This window comes from Candidatus Polarisedimenticolia bacterium (assembly GCA_036001465.1).
In the GTDB taxonomy this organism is placed as follows: Bacteria; Acidobacteriota; Polarisedimenticolia; order Gp22-AA2; family Gp22-AA2; genus Gp22-AA3.
In genome coordinates this window covers 53,987-73,703 of sequence record DASYUH010000015.1, presented here as the reverse complement: position 1 = coordinate 73,703, position 19,717 = coordinate 53,987, and the positions used below count along the sequence as shown (strand labels likewise).

20 protein-coding genes are annotated in these 19,717 nt (G+C 68.7%); 2 read left to right on the top strand and 18 right to left on the bottom strand.

The window, feature by feature from the left end; all coding sequences use genetic code 11:
• The 11 genes from VGV60_04085 to VGV60_04035 form a co-directional block, all read right to left on the bottom strand.
• Positions 1–371 (bottom strand): hypothetical protein (locus VGV60_04085; GenBank protein ID HEV8700436.1); only part of this gene is annotated, 371 nt, incomplete at its 3' end.
• Between the two features lie 60 nt (positions 372–431).
• A complete protein-coding gene (locus tag VGV60_04080) occupies positions 432–971 on the bottom strand; it encodes a hypothetical protein (GenBank protein HEV8700435.1) in 540 nt (179 codons plus the stop codon).
• 14 nt (positions 972–985) lie between these two features.
• The gene (locus VGV60_04075; protein ID HEV8700434.1) at positions 986–2,290 is read right to left on the bottom strand and encodes an aspartate aminotransferase family protein; all 1,305 of its coding nucleotides are present in this window, start codon (positions 2,288–2,290) and stop codon (positions 986–988) included.
• A gap of 51 nt (positions 2,291–2,341) precedes the next feature.
• The gene (locus VGV60_04070; GenBank protein HEV8700433.1) at positions 2,342–3,163 is read right to left on the bottom strand and encodes a hypothetical protein; all 822 of its coding nucleotides are present in this window, start codon (positions 3,161–3,163) and stop codon (positions 2,342–2,344) included.
• On the bottom strand, positions 3,139–4,332 hold the full coding sequence (locus VGV60_04065; protein ID HEV8700432.1) for a glycosyltransferase: 1,194 nt from the start codon (positions 4,330–4,332) through the stop codon (positions 3,139–3,141). Before VGV60_04065 ends, VGV60_04070 begins: the two co-directional genes overlap by 25 nt.
• 66 nt (positions 4,333–4,398) lie before the next feature.
• Positions 4,399–5,568, bottom strand: coding sequence for a serine hydrolase (locus VGV60_04060; GenBank protein HEV8700431.1), 1,170 nt, complete (start codon positions 5,566–5,568; stop codon positions 4,399–4,401).
• Between the two features lie 98 nt (positions 5,569–5,666).
• Positions 5,667–6,284, bottom strand: coding sequence for a glutathione S-transferase family protein (locus tag VGV60_04055; GenBank protein HEV8700430.1), 618 nt, complete (start codon positions 6,282–6,284; stop codon positions 5,667–5,669).
• Complete coding sequence (locus tag VGV60_04050; protein ID HEV8700429.1) at positions 6,281–6,910, bottom strand: YdeI/OmpD-associated family protein; 630 nt, start codon at positions 6,908–6,910, stop codon at positions 6,281–6,283. Before VGV60_04050 ends, VGV60_04055 begins: the two co-directional genes overlap by 4 nt.
• Positions 6,911–6,948: 38 nt before the next feature.
• Positions 6,949–7,374, bottom strand: a complete 426-nt coding sequence (locus VGV60_04045) for a hypothetical protein (protein ID HEV8700428.1) — start codon at positions 7,372–7,374, stop codon at positions 6,949–6,951.
• 3 nt (positions 7,375–7,377) lie between these two features.
• Positions 7,378–8,067: a VIT family protein gene (locus tag VGV60_04040; GenBank protein ID HEV8700427.1), complete on the bottom strand. Its 690-nt coding sequence runs from the start codon at positions 8,065–8,067 to the stop codon at positions 7,378–7,380.
• 94 nt (positions 8,068–8,161) lie between these two features.
• Entirely contained in the window at positions 8,162–9,379 is a 1,218-nt protein-coding gene (locus VGV60_04035; GenBank protein HEV8700426.1) for a CIA30 family protein, read from the bottom strand.
• 187 nt (positions 9,380–9,566) lie between these two features.
• On the opposite strand from VGV60_04035, the gene VGV60_04030 reads away from it, so the two are divergent.
• Together VGV60_04030 and VGV60_04025 are read left to right on the top strand one after the other, a co-directional pair.
• Entirely contained in the window at positions 9,567–10,694 is a 1,128-nt protein-coding gene (locus VGV60_04030; protein HEV8700425.1) for a histidine kinase, read from the top strand.
• On the top strand, positions 10,691–11,434 hold the full coding sequence (locus VGV60_04025) for a LytTR family DNA-binding domain-containing protein (protein ID HEV8700424.1): 744 nt from the start codon (positions 10,691–10,693) through the stop codon (positions 11,432–11,434). The genes VGV60_04030 and VGV60_04025 overlap by 4 nt, the downstream gene beginning before the upstream one ends.
• Before the next feature lie 10 nt (positions 11,435–11,444).
• Here VGV60_04025 and VGV60_04020 read toward each other — a convergent pair whose 3' ends face one another.
• The 7 genes from VGV60_04020 to VGV60_03990 form a co-directional block, all read right to left on the bottom strand.
• Positions 11,445–14,324 (bottom strand): glycosyl hydrolase, encoded by a 2,880-nt coding sequence (locus VGV60_04020; GenBank protein ID HEV8700423.1) that lies wholly within the window; start codon positions 14,322–14,324, stop codon positions 11,445–11,447.
• Positions 14,325–14,995: 671 nt separating this feature from the next.
• The gene (locus VGV60_04015) at positions 14,996–15,565 is read right to left on the bottom strand and encodes a hypothetical protein (GenBank protein HEV8700422.1); all 570 of its coding nucleotides are present in this window, start codon (positions 15,563–15,565) and stop codon (positions 14,996–14,998) included.
• 106 nt (positions 15,566–15,671) lie between these two features.
• On the bottom strand, positions 15,672–16,136 hold the full coding sequence (locus VGV60_04010; protein HEV8700421.1) for a GNAT family N-acetyltransferase: 465 nt from the start codon (positions 16,134–16,136) through the stop codon (positions 15,672–15,674).
• A 61-nt stretch (positions 16,137–16,197) separates the two neighbouring features.
• On the bottom strand, positions 16,198–16,815 hold the full coding sequence (locus VGV60_04005) for a hypothetical protein (GenBank protein ID HEV8700420.1): 618 nt from the start codon (positions 16,813–16,815) through the stop codon (positions 16,198–16,200).
• A gap of 34 nt (positions 16,816–16,849) precedes the next feature.
• Positions 16,850–17,191, bottom strand: a complete 342-nt coding sequence (locus VGV60_04000) for a cupin domain-containing protein (GenBank protein ID HEV8700419.1) — start codon at positions 17,189–17,191, stop codon at positions 16,850–16,852.
• Positions 17,188–17,532: a YbjQ family protein gene (locus VGV60_03995; GenBank protein ID HEV8700418.1), complete on the bottom strand. Its 345-nt coding sequence runs from the start codon at positions 17,530–17,532 to the stop codon at positions 17,188–17,190. Before VGV60_03995 ends, VGV60_04000 begins: the two co-directional genes overlap by 4 nt.
• A 291-nt stretch (positions 17,533–17,823) precedes the next feature.
• Entirely contained in the window at positions 17,824–19,713 is a 1,890-nt protein-coding gene (locus VGV60_03990; protein HEV8700417.1) for a C1 family peptidase, read from the bottom strand.
• Positions 19,714–19,717 lie beyond the last annotated feature (4 nt).

The window sequence follows — 19,717 nt, the reverse complement described above, 5'->3', positions numbered from 1 at the left end:
GCGGCGAGGTCGATCGTCATGGGGGCCACGATCAGGACGTGCTCCGCTCCGAGCGGCGTCACCTCGATGGTCCCCAGGGAAACCCGGTGCGTCCCCGCCTCGCCCCCGAAATTCCCGGCGCCGGAGCGGATCGACTCCCAGCCGCGGGTGATGGCCCCCATCTCGATCCTCGAGACCTGCGCCTTCCGGGAGAGCATGGCCGCGACCGCATCCCGATCGGCGCCGTTGTGCGCCTCGAGGTAGCGCGTCACGAACACCCGCACCTCCTCGCGCGGGGCGGGAGGGGCCACGGCGGCGGGCGCGCCGGCGCCGGCCGGAAGGGCCAGGACGGCGGCCGACAGGATGGCGGCGGCCCATCCGGATGTCTTCATCGCGTCACCTCCGCGCCGAGTATAGACCTGCGACGGCACCTTTCAGCGCGTCCGCCGGCCTCAGTCCTCCTCGGCGGTGAGCGTCAGCCGGAGCCGGGTCATCGGCGAGGTCATGAGATCGTCGCGGCGGATCACGAGGGTCGTCTGGCCGCTCACGTCGTTGCCGTTGTCCTCCGCCTCGAAGGCTATCGTCCCGCTCTGAACGGGCCGGTCCCCGTTCACGACATCGAGCCGCGCCGTGATCCGCCGGTCGTGGTTGTCGCCGGGGTTGTTGACCGTGGCCCTGACCTTGACCTCGATCATGCCGTCCCGCCGCTCCCGGGCCGACATCTCGAAGCCGCTGTCCCAGGTCCCGCGTCTTTTGCTGTAGTTGGCCCGGAGCGCCACGCCGCCGAAGGTCAGCTTGCCGAGCGCATGGTAGTCCGGCGTCGAGAACCAGCCTCCGTCTCCCCAGAACGACCGGTCGGCTGCGGCGAAGTCGAGATCCAGGGTCAGCGGGGAAGCGTCCCGGGAGTCCGCCCCCCTCGCGGGCGGGGCGCCGGAGGCCGCGAGTGCCGAGGTGCATGCCAGGACGCAGGCCAGGACAATCCATCGAGACATGGCGGCTTCCTCCCTCAACGGACGAACGATCGATCGAGAACCGCGACGAGGCGGTCGATCTGCCGCGACGTGACGGTGAATGGCGGGGCGAACAAGAGGCCCGTGCCGTCGGACGTCGGCAGGAGATGAACCCCCGCGGTGCGCGCTCGGGCGCCGATCGCCTCGATCCGGGCCGCGGCTCCCGCGCGGCGCCGCGAGGCGGCGGGGCCTCCCGCGTCCAGCTGAAGGCCCTGGAGAAGACCGCGGCCCCGCACGTCGGCGATCTCGCCGGGGTGCCGGTCGCGCAGCGCCTCGAGACCTGCTCGCAGCCGCCGGCCCATCGCCCCGGCCCGCTCGACCAGGCGCTCCCGCTTGAGGATCCGGATGGTGGCGCGCGCCGCGGCGCACCCGAGCGGATGCCCGGCATTGGTCAGGCCGTGGTTGAGACCGGTGCGCCGCAGCTCCTCGCCCCAGGCCCGCTCGAAGATCGCCGCCCCGAGCGGGGCGTAGCCGCCCGTGATCCCCTTGGCACAGACGATGGCGTCGGGGACCAGGCCGACCGACTGCGATCCGAACCACCGTCCGGTCCGGCCGAAGCCGGTCACCACCTCGTCGGCGATCAGTTTGATGCCGTGCCGATCGCAGAGGCCACGCAGCCCCCGGGCGAGAAATCGGGAGAGGGGGACCGCACCGATGCCCGCCATCACCGGCTCCACGACCAGGGCGGCGAACGTCCCGGGCCCGTGCCGGCGGAGCGCGCGCTCCACCCCCTCGAGGGCCAGGGCGCAGGCGCGGGGCCAGTCGCGGCCGGCCTTCTCCCACAGATCGAAGGGGGAGGGCGCATGCGCCGCCCACGGCCGGCGATCGCCGTACGGCATCAGCGTTCCGCCGCTGACGTTCTCGATCGTCATCGTGTCGCCGTGGTACGACTGTCTGAAGGACAGGACGCGGGCCCTGCGGGTCACCTTGCGCGCGGCCCGGATGGCGGACTCGAGGGCGTCCGACCCGCTGCAGCTGAACTGGGGCGTCGTGAGGTGCCGGGGCAGGACGGTCCTGAGGTCACTCGTCAGCGCGACCCTCACGTCGACGAAATCGGACGGGGCGACCCACGACGTCCGCTGCACCTGGGCCGCAAGATCGCGCGCCATGTCCGCGCGGCCCGTCCCGAGGTTGTTGACGTAGAACTGGCCGCCCCAGTCTTCGAGCGTGGTCCCGTCCTCGAAGGTGACAGTCATGCCGCGGCAGCGGATGACGGTGTTCGAGGGGGACGGCCTCAGGTATCCTGGCGCGCCCGTGTGCCAGACATTCAGATAGAAGGGGCGGTTCCTGTCGCGTCGCAAGCGCGCGGCAGTATAGCAGGGGAGGAGCCGGCCCCCTACCCGGACAGGCCCCTAGTAGGTCCACTCCAGGCCGGCGCTGTAGACCGTCCGGTCGGTGTCCGTGAAGTCGAAGCGGTCGTATTTCCCGGCGCCCCAGCGGAACAGCTTGTAGCGCCCCTGCAGGAACCAGCCGGCCGAGCCGTCGGTGTGGAGGATGATGCCGGGCTGCACGTAGAACGACGGGTCGGGCTGGAAGCGGTGCGAGGTGACGAACGACCACCTGCCCCCCTCCCGCGGGTCGCTGATCGCCCGGACCGAGAGGAAGTTGTAGTCGCCCCAGTAGTAATCGAATCCGGCGCCGACCTGGACCATGTTCCGGTCCCCCGTGATGATGTCGGGGATCACGTGGATGCCGCGGAGCATGCCGGCCGCCACGAACCCCTTCTTCAAGATTTGCTCGGTGTCGAACTGCACGACGTGGTCGAAGTCCTTGCGGTACCTGTAGAGGCCCGCGTAGGTGGAGCGGCGGCGGTCCTTCACGTACCCGCCGACCTCGCCCCCCTTGGTGAAATCGCCGTACCAGGCCTGCACGTGAGCCTGCTTGTACGACACGAATCCCCAGAAGTCCTCGAACGTGGTGTCGTCGGAGTCGACCAGGTGGTCCCACTGCAGGATGATCGTCCCCAGGGGCTTGACCGGGAAAGTCGCGCGCTTCGACTTGGGGGGCGCGGAGGAGGAGCCGGGCTTCGCGGCGGCGTCCGGGCCGGCGGCACGGACCGGGAGGGCCAGTCCGGCGGACGCCATCATGAACGCCAGGGCCGATGCCAGGACCCGGGTTCCTGGGCTCCTGGCGGGGGCCCCTCCGATTCCTACGCTTCCTTCGGGCCGGTCCATTTCCGATCCTTCTCCGATTTCCGGCGCATCTCGCCGGTGACGAATCGCTTGTACGCCCACACGAACCAGGACAGCGTCCGCAGGGCGGCGTTGCCGAGCCCGAACACCGGGTACAGCGCCAGCACCAGGTACTTGTAGCCGCTGTCGATCTTCTTCTGGATGATGAAGAACGGGTACAGCTCGAGCAGCAGGTACAGCACGTAGATCAGGCCGAGCGCCTCCCACTGCTTCAGGTAAAAAAGCATCAGCAGGGACCAGAAGCGGAACGGGTCCGTGACCACCACGAACACGTTGTAGATCATCTCGTAGCGCAGCCTCCAGCGGGACAGGCGTCCGAAGAGAAGCTTCACGTACGAGAAAAAGAGGTGGTAGTGGGCCGGGTACCAGTAGAGTATCCGCTGCCGGGCCAGGGCGCCGATGCGGTCCGGGACCACGGTCCAGACGGTCTCGTCCACGAACACCACGTTCCCCTCGTTCAAGAGCTCGATGATCGTCCGCTGCAGGTCCTCGCCCTGGAACACGCCGGTGTGCTTGTGATGAAACGCCTGCAGGCGCTCCTTCTTGAACAGGCCGATGGCGCCCGACACGCAGCTGATGCTGGCCGTCCCGTCCTGGAAACGGCGGCCGATCTCCATCGACTTGCAATACTCGTAGCGCTGCAGGCAGGAGATCAGCCCCGAACCCTTGGGTCCGTGCCGGTCGCGCCGATCGGGCACGACGTTGAAGGCCGCCGCGTCGAAATGATCCAGGAGGGAGGTCGGGATCTTCGCATCGCCGATGCGCGTGTCGTCGTCGAGCAAAAGGACATGGGGTGTCTGCACCCGGTGGATGCCGAAATTGATCGCCGAGACCTTTCCCATGTTGGGGATGCGGTAGAAGCGAACGCCGAGTCTCTCGAGAATCTGATAGGTGTCGTCGGTCGAGCCGTCGTCCACGACCAGTATCTGATGGCGCGGCAATCCGGCGCGGAGGAGGTCCTCGATCGTCTCCCGGATGACCATACGGCCGTTGTGCGTCGGAATCAGGGCCGTGACCTTGGTCAGGTCCGAGGTGAAGGAACGCCGCACCGGCCGGTTCCAGATCTCGAGGTAGACCTTCAGCGCGTCGACGAGGATGAACAGGGCGACGATGTAGAAGAAGGGGGACAGCTCGAGGCCCGAGAAGCTCATGGACGCGGATCTCCCCCCCGAATATAGGGAGCGGGGGCGACGGCGCAAGTCAGGACGGGATCCGCTTCATTTCTGTAAGGGGGTCCGGACCGCCTCCAGGACGCGGTCGAGTGCCGTGACAGGATCCAGGCTCGGGTCATGATAGATGTTCCAGCCGGTGTAGACCGCGATCAGGTTGCGCCCCGGCACGACGAACAGGCGCTGCCCGCCATACCCCGAGGCGGCGTAAGATTGCCGGCCAGCCCACCATTGATAGCCGTAGCCGAAACCTTCGATTCCCGTGGAGGTGGCAGCGACGATCGGCGAGATCGACCGGGCGACCCAGTCATCCGGGAGAATGCGCCGCCCGTCCCAGACCCCACCGTGAAGGTAAAGATAGCCGATCCTGGCCAGATCGGATGCCGTGAAATAGAGGCCTCCTTCCGCATCCGGAATGCCCTTCGGGGTCCTCTTCCAGTAGTGCTCCCGGATCCCGAGCGGACCGAAGAGGTGCTCCCGGGCGTAGTCCTCGGCGTCCTTCCCGGTCGCAGCCTGCAGGATGTGCACCAGGAGCATGGTCACGCCGCTGCTGTAGGTGAACACCTCCCCGGGCCGGTGCGCCATCGGCCGATCGAGCACGTAGCCGACCCAGTCGTCCAGCCCCTCCATCACCGAGCAGGAATTGGCGGGGCTCGTGTAGTCCGTCGACCACTCGTCCCACTCGAGGCCCGATCGCATGGTCAGGAGGTCCTCGAGGGTGATCGCCTTCTTCCGATCGTCGAGATTCTTGATGGGAAACCCGTCGAAGTAGGGGAGGACCCTGACTCCGACCCCCGGGATCTCCCCTCGTCGGATCGCGATCCCGATGAGCGCGGAGGTCACGCTCTTCGAAACCGACTGGAGGGTGTGCAGGCGGCCCCGCCGGTAATAGGGATGCCATTCCGGGTCGTAGTAGTTGTAGGGACCCGGCGGCTGAGTGATTTTCTTGAACGGCGTGTCGTAGTCCCGGGTAAAGGACGCCTCGTGGACGACGAGCCCGTTCCGGATCACGAGGAGTCCATCCACGAACCCGTGTTCCCCGGCGCGCAGTTCGTCATCGAGCCGGGACAGGACGGCCGCATCGAGCCCCTGCGCCTCGGGAGTCGCGGTGGGCCAGGCTTCCGCCGGCCACGGGTCGGTCGCGGGTGCGGGCCCGCACGCGGTCGGGCACGCGAACAGAAGCGCCACCCCGAGTCCGCCGGTGATGAAGCCCCGCACACGCCGCCACAGGCGCGCCGCGCCCCAGTGGAACCCTCCGAGAGGAAATTCCGGCGGCCCCGGCCGAACGACCGGGGCGGTTCCTGGTCGGCGGACCTTCACCCGGCCGACCGGGCGTCGATCGGGACGTGCCCCTCCTGGCGACGGACGTCCGCCAGCCAGCGCCGGACCGACCGGTACGGCTCCAGGTCGATGCCGGCCTCCGGAGCGACGTGCGTGTAGGCGTACAGGCCGATGTCGGCGATGGTGTACCGGTCTCCGACCAGGAAGGGCCGCTCGCGGAGGTGATCGTCCATGACTTCGAGCGCATACCGGCCCTGGGCCTGCTTCTGGCCCAGGAGCTCGCGGTAGAAGGGCGTCAGCTTGATTTTCTTGATCGCCAGCCAGAAGCGCGCGGTCCCGATGTGGGGCTCGTGGCTGTTCTGCTCGAAGAAGAGCCACTTGAGGGCCTCGGTCTGGTCCAGCGGGTCCGCCGGCCAGTACGGGGTCCCCTGGGAAAGAAAGAAGAGGATGGCGTTCGACTCGGGAAGGGTGCGGCCGTCGTCGAGCTCGAGCACCGGGATCTTTCCCTGCGGGTTCTTGAAGAGGAAGCTCCCGGTCTTCGACTCGCCGCGCAGGATATCGAGCGGGATGTACTCGTATCGCAGTCCAAGATGGGCGAGCAGGAGCCGCACCTTGTAGCCGTTGCCCGACGGCGGGTAGTCATAAAGCTTCACCGTGCGCCCTGTCGGGTGTATTTCCAGTTGCGTTCCTTCCCCTCGGCCATCCACCCGACGGCCGTCTCGAGGCGGTTGTTCCGGGTCTCCTCACGCCGGGCCTCGGTCACCCACTCGACGTAGTCCTTCTTGCGGGAGTCGTTGAACCCTTCAAAGGTCGCCAGGGCCTTCCTGTTCCTGCGCAGGGCGCTCATGAAGTAATCCGGGACCCGGAGCGTGCGCGGCGTCCTCGGCCTCGCCCTGCGGGGCGCCTTGATCCCCTGGTCGTTCAACGCGGCGGCCTCCGAGACCAGCCGGATCAGGGTCTTCTCATCGGGCAGATCGGAGAGGGCGGTGATGCGGCCGAACTGCCCCATGGCCTGATCGCCGGCCGCGTCGCGAATCGGCTTCATGTCCGCGAGGAGGGCCTCCTTCCAGAAACCGAAGGCGCAGTGGCCCTTGAACGAGGCCATGCTGCACAGGATGCCCTTGTACATGAAGTGAGGGAAGCCCCATTTGAGCGTCTCCTCCACACCGGGGCAGCCGGCATGCACGACCCTGCGGAGGTGAGTGAGGATCGGCCGGGCGAACCCGGCAGACCTCGTGATGAATGCGTCGACCCGTGGATCCTTCTTCCCCATGCTCATGCCCTCCGTTCGAACGGATTTTACCTCCAGGAGCCGGGTCATGTGCCGTCGGCGCCGTCCTTCGTGACGAACCGGGCCGCCACGAGGTACAGGGCCGCCCCGGTGACGCCGAACATCAGATCCCGCATGGTGTTCCCCAGATCCCCCTGCGTGTTGGTCCTGGCGAGTTGATCGAGAGCGAATTCGCCGATTTCCCAGAACAGGGCGGCCACGTTGGTCAGCCCGAATGCGAGGAGGTCCGAGCCCAGCCTTGTCGGTGCCCCGAGCAGGAAGCCGGCGACCGATGCGGCGCGCCGGAAGAAGAACGCGGCGGCGATGCCGCCGAGGAGATGCATCACGGGATCGACGAAGGGCTCATGGCCGAAGAGGGCCCCTGCCACGAGATGCAGCACCAGGACCGCACCGGGCGCCCAGGCCGCCTCGCGGGCGAGGCGCCGGATGATCGACAGTCCCTGGCTTGCCATGGATCACGCGGCGGCGCCGAACAGGGCGCCGACGCCGTAGGTGATGGCCATCGCGAGGGCCCCCCAGACGGTGACGCGCAGGGCGCCGACCGGGATCGCGGCGCCTCCGGCGCGGGCCGCAACTCCTCCCAGGATCGCCAGGACGAGAAGGCACGAACCGGTGACGATCGACGCGAGAAAGCCGGCGGGAGCAAGGAGCACGCTCATCAGGGGCATCGCGGCGCCGGCGGCGAATGAAGCCGCCGAGGCCAGCGCGGCCTGCACCGGACGCGCGCGCTGGAGGTCGGTGATGCCCAATTCGTCCCGGGCGTGGGCTCCGAGAGCATCGTGGGCCATCAGCTGATCCGCCACCTGTTTCGCGAGAGCCGGATCGAGACCCCGGGCGACATAGATGCTCGCAAGCTCCGCCCGCTCCGATTCGTCCTGGGTCGCCAGCTCCCGGCGCTCGCGCGCCAGATCCGCCTCCTCGGTGTCCGCCTGCGATCCCACCGAGACGTATTCACCGGCGGCCATGGACATGGCTCCCGCGACGAGGCCGGCGACCCCCGTGATCAGCACGCTGCTCTTCGTGGCCCCGGCGCCCGCCACGCCCAGAACGAGACTCGCGGTCGACACGATCCCGTCATTGGCGCCCAGGACGGAGGCCCGAAGCCAACCGATGCGCTCCGAGCGGTGGCGTTCGATGTGTCGCATGGCCATCGGGCGAGATCTGTATCACACGTTCGGCCCGCGTGGGGAGCGACCTTCCGTGCGCCCGGCCCGAAGTCTGCGCTCCGGGCGCCTGGCGTCAATTACCGGCGCGTCTCGGCTCGTCGGTCCCCAGCTGTGCGCCCCCTTCGTTCGGCAGGTCGTCGCTGAACACGAAGACCGAGCCGACCGCCGCGACGGCCCGGGCCCCGCCGGATTCGACCAGGGCGGCCGGCACCCCGATGTACACCCGCTTCGCGCTCCGATCCAGTGCGAAGTGCACCTCCTCCTGGTTGGTCAGGTTCATCGCCGCCACCTCCTCGACAGAGGCGATGCCGACCGTTCCGTAGTAGGCCTCGCCGACGCGGAACAACCAGGCGGTCACCAGACGGTCGAAGTGGAACGCTGTGTTCTTCCCCCACCAGGCGGTCCCATTGGCCGGATCTCCGTCGGTGTCGAGGGCGAGGTTGACCCCCATCCAGGTGGAGGGCGGGGTGTCCTGGAGATCGATCCTGAACCAGGCCAGCGGCCGGGATGGGTCGTTCGCGACGAACAGGGCGCGCGCGTCGGGGAGGCCGGGGCGGCCGTCCCCCTCGCCGTCCCTGGCCAGCTCGCGCCAGGGGAGAGCCCGCAGCGGCGCCGCATCGTCCGGGATCAGGCTCCGCGACGACGGCGGCTCGCCCGGGGCCGGCACCGGCGCGGCCCCCGATCCGTCCTCGCCGATCCAGGCCACGTCGTCGATCTCGATGGAGAACGGTCCGGAAACTCCCGGGATGGTCTGCACGCCGAGCCAGCGCGCCTCGCGCGGATTCCAGGTCTCGTTCTCGAGTCCCTTCCCCTGCGGCTGCAGGCGAGAGAAAGGGATCTCGACGGTGCTCCAGGCGGGGGTCGCCGTCACCTTCGCCATGTAGTTCACCGACTTCGCCATCGGGCCGGACCGGACGCCGATCAGCACGTCCCCCTGACCGCGCAGGCTCAGGCGCAGGCCGGTGAGCCGACCCAGGTCCGCCGCGCGGCCGCCGTCGGCGACCGCCGTCCAGGCGCCGCCGAAGACGCCGGGCCCGGAGCCGATCGTGCCGCCCAGGCGGAGCGCGCCGCGGGAGCCGCCGGCTCCCTTGTGAATCGGCTTCAGGCGGAGTGTCGTCATGCCGCCGAGCAGATCGTCTCCGAGGGGAACCCAGGCCGACCCCTTGCCGGCGACGAGGTCGCGGTCCTCGAAGTCGTCGATGCTCACCGCCGTCTCCTGGCCGCGGGCCGCTTCGGCGGCGCCGGCCAGCGCCAGAAGGCCGATGATCGCGCAGGCTGCCGTTCGAGACATGGGCACCTCCCTCGTCGCGCGCGGGCACCCCGAACGCCGGGAGACGGCCCCGCGGACATGCGAACAGTACGGGCCGGCGCGGCGGGGCGTGCCGGCGCTTCGACGGGCGGCCGGACGGAGGAGGCGAACGGCCGCCCCGGCCGGTGGACGGCGACGGGTCGCGGACGGTCTGGGCCATAATGCCGCCATGCGCGAAGCCGTCGGGGGATACGGCCTGGAGAAGCCGCCCGGAGCCCGTCCGGGCGGAGGATGGGTGGCGCTGGGCGCCTGGGCCGCCGCATGCTTTGCCTACTGGGCCGTGTACGTCGCCGCCGTCCTTCTCACCTCGAAACTCTCCTGGTGGGTGGCGGCGCGCTCGGCGCTTCTCGGCGTCCTGCCCGATTGCCTGCTCGCGCCCTTCGCCCTGGCCTACACGCGCCGGGCTCCCTGGGGGAGCATGGCCACGTGGCGCTTCTTCCTGCGTCATGGGTTCGGCGTCGGCGCATTCTTCGTTCTGTCGGCGGCCGGCTACATGATCGAGTTCGTCGTCGAGCGTCGCCTGACGACCGGCGCCTGGGCCGCCCCGCCGGGGCTCGAGATGCTGGCCTGGAAAGGGCTCGGCTCGATGTTCGTCTACGCCACTGTGTGCGGCATCGGGAGCGCCGTGGAGCAGGCGCGCCGCGCGGCGCGGGCCGAAGTGCTGCGCGCCGAGGCGCAGCTGGCGGCGCTCCGGGCGCGGCTCAATCCGCACTTCATCTTCAACCTGCTGCACACGCTGATGGGCCTGGTGGCGCGCGATCCGGCCTCGGCGGAGTCCGCCCTGGAACGTCTCGGTGACGTCCTGCGCTACGGCCTGCGCGTGCAGTCGCAGGGGCTGGACGAGGTGCGGTTGCGCGAGGAGTGGGAGTTCGTGGACCGGTACCTGTCGCTGGAACGCCTGCGTCTCGGGGAGCGCCTTCAGGCGATCCTCGAGGTGGAGGACGGCCTGCTCGACGCGGTCGTGCCGGCGTTCTCGCTGCAGCCGCTGGTCGAGAATGCCGTGCGTCACGCGATCGCTCCGCGCGCCGGCGGCGGCCGGCTGGTGGTCTCCGCGCGGCGCGCGGGGCGGACGCTGGTGCTGGCAGTCGAGGACGACGGCATCGCCGGCGCCGGCGGCGCGACCGATCGTGGCGATGCGCTGCACCGGGGTTCGGGGCTCGGTCTGCGGCTCATCCGCGAGAGACTCCAGGCCCTCTACGGCGGAGCCGCCCGCCTGGAGACCGGACGGTCGGCGCTCGGCGGCTTCCGCGCCGCCGTCACCCTTCCCCTCGCGGCCGCGTCGGAGTCGCCGGCATGAGCGCCAGGAAGGTGTCGGCCGTCGTCGTCGAGGACGAGCCCGTGGCCCGCCGGAGTCTCCGCGAGTACCTGGACCGGATCGACTGGATAGAAATCGCGGGGGAGGCGGCCGACGGCCGCACGGCGGTCGAGATGATCGATCGCCTCAAGCCGGACCTGGTCTTCCTGGACGTGCAGCTGCCCGAGATGACGGGTCTACGGGTCCTCGAATCGGTCGGGCACGCGCCGGAGGTGGTGTTCACCACCGCCTACGATCAGTACGCGCTGGCCGCCTTCGAGATCGGCGCGCTCGACTACCTGGTGAAGCCGTTCGGCCGCGAGCGCTTCCTGAAGACCGTGGAGCGCCTGCGCCAGCGCCTGGCCGCTGCGGGGGTCCCGGCTCCCGAACGGGCGAGGGCCGCCTTCGCCTCCGGGCCGCTGGCGCGCCTCTTCGCCCGCCGTGGCGATCGAATCGTGCCGATCCTGGCGCGCGACATAAGGCGCATCGAGGCGCGGGGCGACTACGCCGAGATCCATACGCCGGCCGGGGCGTTCCTCCTGCATCTCAGCCTGAAGGAGCTGGCGGCGCGCCTCGATCCGGAGCGCTTCGCCCAGGTGCATCGCTCGCACATCGTCAACCTCGACGCCATCGATCACCTGCGACCCTACGACGATCGAAGACTGATGATCGTGCTGCGCGACGGGAGCGAGATCGTGGCCAGCCGGGCGGCCTCGGAGCGGCTGCGCCACGGGGTTCGCTGACCCGTATCGCTCACTTCGCGTTCGGTGCCCTGAGCACCTTGACGGTCGTCTCGGCCTTCTCCGGCCTGCCACCCGGCGCGGCCGCGGGCAGCGTCAGTGTGAGCTTGTAGTCCCCCTCAGGAACGAACTGCGTCTGTCCCATCTGCTGCGCGTCGACGGTCGGGATCCGGTGCTTGACGTCGGCCTGCAGATCCCAGATGGCGCGGTTGAGGCCGGGGCGGCCGGACGCGGAGATCTCACGGATCACGGCGCCGGCCGGGTCGGCGACGGCGATCTTGACGCCGTCGGGATTGCCGTCCCGCAGCCAGTAGGTGATGGCGGCCCCCATCGGCGGGTTGGCGGCGCGGAAGACGGCCGCCCCTCCACCATAGCCGCGGCTGCCGTACAGGCGCGGGTGGGCCGGCAGCGGTGGGAAGACCGCCAGCGGACGGTTGCGGACCTCCTGCGTCAGCTGGGCGATCGGCGTGACGTCGTCCATGATGTAGAGACTCCGGCCGTGCGTCGCGACCACCAGGTCGCGCTCGCGGGGATGGATGACCAGGTCGTCCACCGGCACCGCCGGGAGCGATGTGCCGTTCAGCCGCACCCAGTGCTGGCCGCGATCGACCGTGACGTACAGGCCGAACTCCGTGCCGACATACAGCGTCTGCCGGTTGAGGAGCGCCTCGGTGACGACCTCCGCCGGCTCGTTCGGCGGCAGGTCGCCGGCGACGCTCTTCCAGGTGCGGCCGGCGTCGTCGGTCAAGAGCACGATGGTGCGCTCGACGTCGCTGCGGTGGCCGTCCACCGTGACGTAGGCGGTGTCGGCGCCGTGGCGCCCCGGCGCGATGCGCGACACGTAGAGGCCGGCGACCTCTTTCGGCGTGACGTCGGTCCACGTCTGGCCGTCGTTGCGGGTGAGCTGGACCCGGCCGTCGTCGGTCCCGGCCCAGATCATCCCCTTGACGAGGGGGGACTCCGCCAGCGACACCACGGTGCCGTAGGTCTCGGCGTCCGAGCCGACGGTCGCCGTCCTGACCGGCTCGTTCTTCGACAGGTCCGGGCTGATGGCGAAGTACCGGTCGCCCCGCTCGGTCAGCTTGAACACCCGGTTGCCGCCCATGTAGAGGACGCTCGGATCGTGCGGCGAGACGAAGTAGGGCGCGTTCCAGTTGAACCGCAGGCGCTCCTCCCCCTCGCGCGGGGACGGGGCCAGCAGCGTGAGAACGTTGGTGTCCAGCCGGATGCGCGCCAGCGAGCCCCCCTGGGACGTGGCGTACACCAGGTTGGGGTCGGTCGGGTCGAACTGGGCCGTGAAGCCGTCGCCGAAGAAGATAGGACGCCAGTCGTCGTTGAGGATGCCGTCGGCGAACGCGTCCTCTCCGGGATCGAACGCCTCCGTCTTGAACAGGGTCTCCGAGGGGCCCATCCAGGAGCCGTTGTCCTGCAGCCCCCCGGCGACGCGATACGGATCGGATCCGTCCAGCGCGATGCGATAGAACTGCCCGGCGGCGATGGTGTTGAGGTAGTCCCAGCTCCCGGCCTTGTCGTGCGAGATGTACACGCCGCCGTCGTTGCCGACGAGGATCTGGCTCGGGTCGAGGGGGTTGACCACGATGGCGTGGAAGTCGACGTGCACCTTCGGGCTTCCGGAGCGCCGGAACGTCTTCCCGCCGTCGTCGGAGATCGCCAGGTCCCAGCCCGGGAGGTAGACGCGCTGGTCGTTCTCCGGGTCGACCGCGAGGCGCGAGAAGTAGAAGGGACGGAAGTTGATCGGGCTCGTGCGCGTCCAGCTTTCGCCGCGGTCCTCGCTCCGGAACAGGCCGCCGCTGATCGAATAGTTGTCCATCGGCGATCTGCCGGCGCCGCCGAAGTCGCTTTCGACCACGGCGTACACGATGCTCGGGTTCTTCGGGTACACGGCGAGGCCGATCCGGCCGGTGCGCGGCGGGAGCCCCTTGGTCTTCTTCTTCCAGGTCTGGCCCCCGTCGTCCGAGCGGAAGACGCCGCCGGTGTCGCCGACGCCGCTGAATGACCAGGGAGTGCGGCGGCGCGAATACATTCCGGCATAGACGGTCTCGGGGCGCTGCGGGTCGACCACCACGTCGCTGGCGCCCGTGTTGGCATCCACCTTCAGGACCTGCCTCCAGGTCGCTCCGCCGTCGCCCGTCTTGTAGACGCCGCGCTCCGGGTTCGGACCCCACAGGCGCCCGAGAGCCGCCACGTAGCAGACGTCCGGGTTCCTGGGATCGACGGCGAGGCGCGGGATGTCGCGCGTCTCGGCCAGGCCGAGGTGCGTCCAGGTGCCACCCGCGTCGGTCGAGCGGTACACGCCGTTCCCCCAAGACGACGAGTTGCGGCCGTTCCCTTCGCCGGTTCCGACCCAGACGATCTTCCCCTTGCCGCGCTCGGCGCGGCTTTTTTCAGTGCCGCCTGCCGATTTCGGGGCCCCACCCGAGGCCCCGCCCGCGGTCCCGCCTCCAGCGGCGGCCGCGCCCCTCCGGGCCAGGTCCGCCTTCTCCTCCTCCGCCCACCCGGGCCAGCTCTCCGGCGCGTCGGCCACGGCGATGGCGCCGATCGACAGGTTCGGCTGGTCGTCGAAGACCGGGCTGAACGTGACCCCGAGGTTCTCGGTCTTGAAGACGCCCCCGATGCCGAAGCCGACGTAGAACGACGTCCGGCTTCCCGGCACGTAGGCCAGCGCCGCCACGCGCCCCCCCATATTGGCCGGGCCGATGCTTCTGAAGGAGAGACCTCTCAAGTCGTCGGCGGTCAGGGCACGGTCGCCCGGTGCCGGGGCGGACCTGTCGCGGGTCTTCTCGGCGGGGCGGGCCTCCATGATCAGCGGGATGGCGCACAGGAGCACGACGATGAGCCGGATCGGCGACGCGGACGGGCGACGGCGGGGCATGGAACCTCCCGGGTTGTGTGGAGCACGAGGGGGGGATTCTACCCGGAAGAGGCAGGGAGTTGCACCGGCGGCGACGACCTGGGCGCCCCGCCCGTATGTCTCGGCGCAAACGCTGGCGACGTCCGCACAGTACAGGAAGACCTGCAAGCGGTCGTTTTCGCCACGCTCCCGTGGAGCGGGCAGGTCGACGATCCAGCCGTCGAGGCCGTCTTTCCACTCCCCATTCGCACCGGCCGGGGTCAGGGGAGGGTCTGGACGTTGAATCCGTCATGACGCGACTCCCATGCTCTGCGCGGCGGCGGCTTCGAGGCGATGTCACCTGGCGCCCCGAGATGAGCCCGGTCCGCGCGACACGTGCGAACGAACCCGTTGACCCTTCCGACGCGCACCCCCGGTGGCGCGATGGCCCTTCCATCAGGTCAGGCATCCGCCGGGGCTCCTGAATTTGTGGCCTCTCGAGCAGGTCTTCCACCCGCCCTTGTTCACCTTTGACATGATTGGCCTCGACGGCGGTGGTAGAGCACGATCTCAAGATCCCGGGCCGCGGCGCGGCGCGCGGCGCGCCGCGGGCCGATGTCGGGCGGCGTTTCTCACGATCCGCGCCTTCACCAGCTTCCGAACGAGAGTGGTCCGCAGAGGATGGTCCGAAGGGGCGCTGTTTGCATGACCTGCTACTCGAAGCCCCCGGCCAAGATTCTGACCCGGGCCAGCCTGTCGGGGGCATCGGGACCCGGCACATAGTCGGCCTCGAGCTCAGCCGGCGATTGGTGTTCCAGATCGACTGAATCGAGAAAAAGCGTCCAGGACGGATCCTTCTCCCCTCTGGGCGAATGAAATCTGCCGTACGGCAGGTCGTCTATGAAGCTCTTCCATCGCAAGCTCGCTATCTCGTGGCTGCCGTGAAACATCATGGTTCCCGATGGGTCCCTGAGTGTGAGCGTCATCGTCCCCACGGGCCGCGAGGTCACCCAGGCAGGCATGGGTGGCCACGCAGCGTCTTCATCCGGCGTGAGACCCACAACTATGGCAGCCCTGTAGGCATCATAGCGACGGCGCTGCGGGAGTCCTCCGACCCGATAGGTGGCCCTGTACGGCTTCGACAGCGAAAATTCCTCGAAGTCGACCTTGAATCCCGGATTGAGAGGGTGGGGGATGCGGGAAATCGCACCATCGCCGTGGTAACCAGAAATCCGCACCGGGGCACGCCAGGCAAGGACGAGGGGCGAGCAGGCCACCAGCATGCATGACGTCGTCAGGGCGACGCAGGCCAGCACGGTGCCGCCGCAAGCGAGCAGAAAGGACGCTATCGTGTGCGGTTTCGGGCGACATGCCGACGGCGATCGACCTTTAGAGGGCAAGGCGCATCTCGTTGCTCGACGTGAATCCCATGCTCTCATACAGAGGGCGACCGTCGTCGCTCGCGTGCAGAAAGAGAAAACGCATCCCTTCCGCGCGACACCACTGGAGAATCGCCTCCATGAGCTGCCGGCCGATCCCCCGGCGGCGATCCTCCGGTTCGGTAAACATGTTCACGACCCAGGCACGCTGTGGCTGCGGGTCCCTGGGATGCGGCTGGAACTGCAGAATGATGACTCCTCCGCCCGCGACGACCCGGTTACCACGACCTTCGACCAGCCAGCCCCGGTACGTTCCGTCCATCAATCCCCGACGCAGCAGGGGAGTCGAGCTTGCGATCATCGCGTCAAGCGCCTGGTGATCCGTGAAGCCCATGTCCTCGAACATGCGCCGGCGGTGGTAGAGCACGGTATCAAGATCCTGCGGAGTCGCCGGCCGAATCTGATAAGTGTTCACCAGGCCTCCTCGGACGATTGCTGGGCCGCCCGCGATCTCACCAACACTTGGGCCCACGAATTCACTCCTGCGTAGGCGAACGCCGGGCTCCGGCGAGAACGCGGTTGACCAGAACCCACTGCCACCCTACGAGCGCGACGCCAATCACGTTCTGGGCGCTCTGGATTCCACCCGACCGGAACATCAGCACCTCGAGCGGTATGATCGCGACGAGAAGCAACAATCTTACACGTGCCGCGCGTGTCCAGTCCCATTCCGCCACCTGTCGCGGCCGCCGGGCGCGGAGGTCCCGGAGGACCCAGAAGATGGCGGCACAGGCGATGCCGCAGAACAGGACGGGACCGATCAGGGCAAGGGACACGTCGAGGCCGAGCGTCGCTCCTTCGAATCGGAAGCCTTTAGGGTCGGTCCAGGCGGCGTACGTGACGGCCGCAGCCAACGGCACTTGAAACCCCAGAAGCAGCCAGTGAAATGGTTGTCGGCCGCCCCGCCACCCCAGATAGAGGAGTGCCAGAACGAACGCCGCCCCGATGATCAGCACCCAGTACGCCCCGCCGATCCCTCGGCCGCCGATCCCGGCGGTCAGGGCCCAGCTGTACGCAGTGCCCTGGGTCGCGCCCCGGACGAGCGGCAGCCACACCAGGACCCCCGCGAAAAGCGCTGTCCACAACAGAATCACGGCAAGCAGGGGATCCTTTCGCCACATGACCGGGCTAGCTCGCCGTTCGTCGGGTCGCGTCCAGGCTGACGACTGGCTCGTCGCCGACGACCTCGGCGCTGTGCAGCGCCCCTCGCGGCACGGCGATGCTGTCGCCCGCCTGCAGGATGAATCGGCTCCCCCCCATGATGATGCAAAAGCGGCCGGAGAGCACCGCGTCGATCTTGTCCACCTTGTGGTCGTGCTGGGGAAAGAACGTCCCGGGCGCATAGACGTAGCGCGCTACGGTGTAACCGAGTCTCTCCAGCCTCAGCCTGAGCGCCTTCTCGGAGAGTGGCCCGTCCTTCTTCTCGTCCCAGCGCTCGATCCCGGCGGGTCGATCAGTTCGCGGGCTCACGCCTGATTCGCGGCTTCCGGCTCGACGACGACGGCCGTTCCGTAGCACAGGACTTCGGTCACTCCCTGCATGATCTCGTTGGCATCATATCGGACGCCCACGACGGCGTTCGCCCCCACTTCCTCGGCATGCCGCAGCATCTCCTGGAACGCCTCCAGCCGGGTCTTCTCGCATAACTCGGTGAACAGCGTGATATTTCCCCCGACGAGGGTCTGCAGCGATGCGCCGATGGTGCCGAACACCGACCGGGAACGGACCGTGATCCCCCGCACGACCCCGAGCATCCGCCTGACTCGGAAGCCGTCGAGCGTGAAGGTCGTCGTGGTCATCGATGGCTTCATCGTCCTCCCCCCATTGCGCTCCGTCCGGGAACGTGGGCGCTCATTCGATCACGGTACGTGGTTTGCTGGCCGGCGGTTCCAGCCAGATCCGGGCTCGCTCGTGGTCGCCAAGAGCCAGCGACACAGGGTCGCATGGGCCTCGCTGCCCGGGTCGAGGTAGGACGACCACCACGTCGTCTACCGCTCGAGGCGAGGCGGCGACCGGCTCGACAATCGCGTCTGCGTGTGTCGCTTCCGCAACGAGCGCCGGGTCGTGAGGCAACCTGGATGAGCCCCGGGCGGAAATCCTGGCTAAAACTCCCGGGCGAGCGCGTTGCCGCCCGTGATGATCCGCAGGGTCGAGTTCAGGGTGCCCTCGTCGTTGTCGAATCCGCCGTGCGAGGTGCAGCGCGAAGCGAGCTTGATGCCCGCGGGGACGCCGGCGGTGCGGATGACCGTGGGGCCCGCGGCGACGGCCGGCTGCCCGAGCGCCTTCTTGATCGCCGCGTCTTCCGTGAGGAACTTCTCCATCCCGAGGAGCGCATCGTGCTTCCCCTCTTCGAAGGCCTCGGAGACCAGGTAGAGCAGGCTCTTGTTGTAGGCGGGCCCGATCGAGTCGGCGCGCTCCGTCTCATCATTCATGTTGAAGACCGCCAGCTGCTCGATGGCGCGTCCGACGTGGGGGAGGATGTTGGCCTCGAACAGCTCCGTGGTGCAAGCAGCGGCGTACAGGGTCAGCGTCTTGATGGGCACCTTCATCTCGACGAGCAGGGGGATGAGGTAGGCATAGAAGATGCTGCCCGCGCTGTGGCCGATGAGGTGCAGCTCCGCATCGGGATGCCGGCCGACGTGGGCCGCGATCCGGGAGGCGACGATGCGCGCGCCCCCGTCGGCCTCGACGCTGGCGCGCCGGGCGTTGTCCTTGATTTGCCGCCAGATCGGCCGGCCGAGAGGCCGCGCGCCCAGCTCGATCGCCTCGTCGAGGAGGTCCCTGAAGCGCTCCTTCAGGTCGGGGCGCCATCCCACGAGGCGGTCCCGCCGGAAGGCGTCCTGGACGATGCCGGTGCAGGAGTCCAGGAAACCGGTGTGCCAGATGAAGCTGAGAGGGTAGATCCGGTTGCCGAGGAAGTACGGCTGCAGGCTGGCGATGCGCGAGGCGGCCGCCTTCTCGTTGTTCAGCCCGCCATGGGCATAGAGCGCGAGCCTCTTCTTGCCGCGCCAGCCGGCCGTCTTGTTGTCGAACTCCTGGCCGATGATCCGCTCCACCTCCGCGGGGCCCGTCGCATACCGCCCCGAGGATTCGAGCCGCCCGTCGTTCCCCAGGCTGACGTAGTGGGAGCGGATCTCGGCCTGCACCACCTCCTCGTGGGGGATGTAGTCGAAGGTCGCCACGCGGCCACGGGCCGCCTCGCCCGCCATGGCGGCGCTGACGGCCGGCACGCCCAGGCGGGCGACCCAGCAGTCGTAGCTGTTCTCGAGCCAGTCGTCGTAGCTGATCCGGCAGAATCCCTTCAGCCCCCATTTCGGTCCCCACGAGTTCTGGATCCAGAAGCCCACGTCGTCGTACCCGACGATGGCGAACGCGTGTCCTCCGGCCTTCTTCCTGCTGTACGGGATCTGCCCGGTCCGGGGATCGACGTCGTACCATCCCTCGTGCACGTCCGAGCTGGCGTAGAGGATCCCCGCTTCCCGCAGCGCGCTCTGCATGTGGTTCAGGTGCAGGTGCCGCACGCGGAAGTAGGCGCCCAGGGGACGGCGGCAGGCGTCCTTCTCCCGCTCCTTGGTGAACGTGCCCGGCTCGTTCTCGACGTAACGCCAGACCTCGTCCCGGCAGACGCCGTGCCGGTGCCACCCCTTCATGGCGCCGCGGATGCTCGAGCCGTCGTAGTTCTCCCCGCGCCACTCGTCGTAGCGCTTCGCCATCTCGTAGAGCATGCGGGGGCTGACACGATCCTTCATGGGAGGGGGATACTCCCGATTGCGAAACAGGAAATTCACCACCGCCGCCAGGCCGAAGCCGGTGCAGGCCCCCTCCTTCTTCTGGTCGAGGATCTTCGGCACCTTCTTCCGGTTGTCGAGCTTGAACGGGAGCTCGAGGAGGCTCCCCTCGTACATGAAGTCGCGCAGGTCGAGGGGGTCCTTCGTCACGCCCGCGAAGGGGCGTTGTGTCCTGAGGGCCGCGATTCGCGCCTTGGGGGGCATGCCA

Bases quoted from the DNA above. Each gene is read 5' to 3' on its own strand.
- VGV60_04080 (HEV8700435.1), bottom strand. From the start codon at position 971: ATGTCTCGATGGATTGTCCTGGCCTGCGTCCTGGCATGCACCTCGGCA.
- VGV60_04070 (HEV8700433.1), bottom strand. From the start codon at position 3,163: ATGGACCGGCCCGAAGGAAGCGTAGGAATCGGAGGGGCCCCCGCCAGG.
- VGV60_04065 (HEV8700432.1), bottom strand. From the start codon at position 4,332: ATGAGCTTCTCGGGCCTCGAGCTGTCCCCCTTCTTCTACATCGTCGCC.
- VGV60_04050 (HEV8700429.1), bottom strand. From the start codon at position 6,910: ATGAGCATGGGGAAGAAGGATCCACGGGTCGACGCATTCATCACGAGG.
- VGV60_04045 (HEV8700428.1), bottom strand. From the start codon at position 7,374: ATGGCAAGCCAGGGACTGTCGATCATCCGGCGCCTCGCCCGCGAGGCG.
- VGV60_04040 (HEV8700427.1), bottom strand. From the start codon at position 8,067: ATGCGACACATCGAACGCCACCGCTCGGAGCGCATCGGTTGGCTTCGG.
- VGV60_04035 (HEV8700426.1), bottom strand. From the start codon at position 9,379: ATGTCTCGAACGGCAGCCTGCGCGATCATCGGCCTTCTGGCGCTGGCC.
- VGV60_04030 (HEV8700425.1), top strand. From the start codon at position 9,567: ATGCGCGAAGCCGTCGGGGGATACGGCCTGGAGAAGCCGCCCGGAGCC.
- VGV60_04025 (HEV8700424.1), top strand. From the start codon at position 10,691: ATGAGCGCCAGGAAGGTGTCGGCCGTCGTCGTCGAGGACGAGCCCGTG.
- VGV60_04020 (HEV8700423.1), bottom strand. From the start codon at position 14,324: ATGCCCCGCCGTCGCCCGTCCGCGTCGCCGATCCGGCTCATCGTCGTG.
- VGV60_04015 (HEV8700422.1), bottom strand. From the start codon at position 15,565: ATGCTGGTGGCCTGCTCGCCCCTCGTCCTTGCCTGGCGTGCCCCGGTG.
- VGV60_03995 (HEV8700418.1), bottom strand. From the start codon at position 17,532: ATGAAGCCATCGATGACCACGACGACCTTCACGCTCGACGGCTTCCGA.
- VGV60_03990 (HEV8700417.1), bottom strand. From the start codon at position 19,713: ATGCCCCCCAAGGCGCGAATCGCGGCCCTCAGGACACAACGCCCCTTC.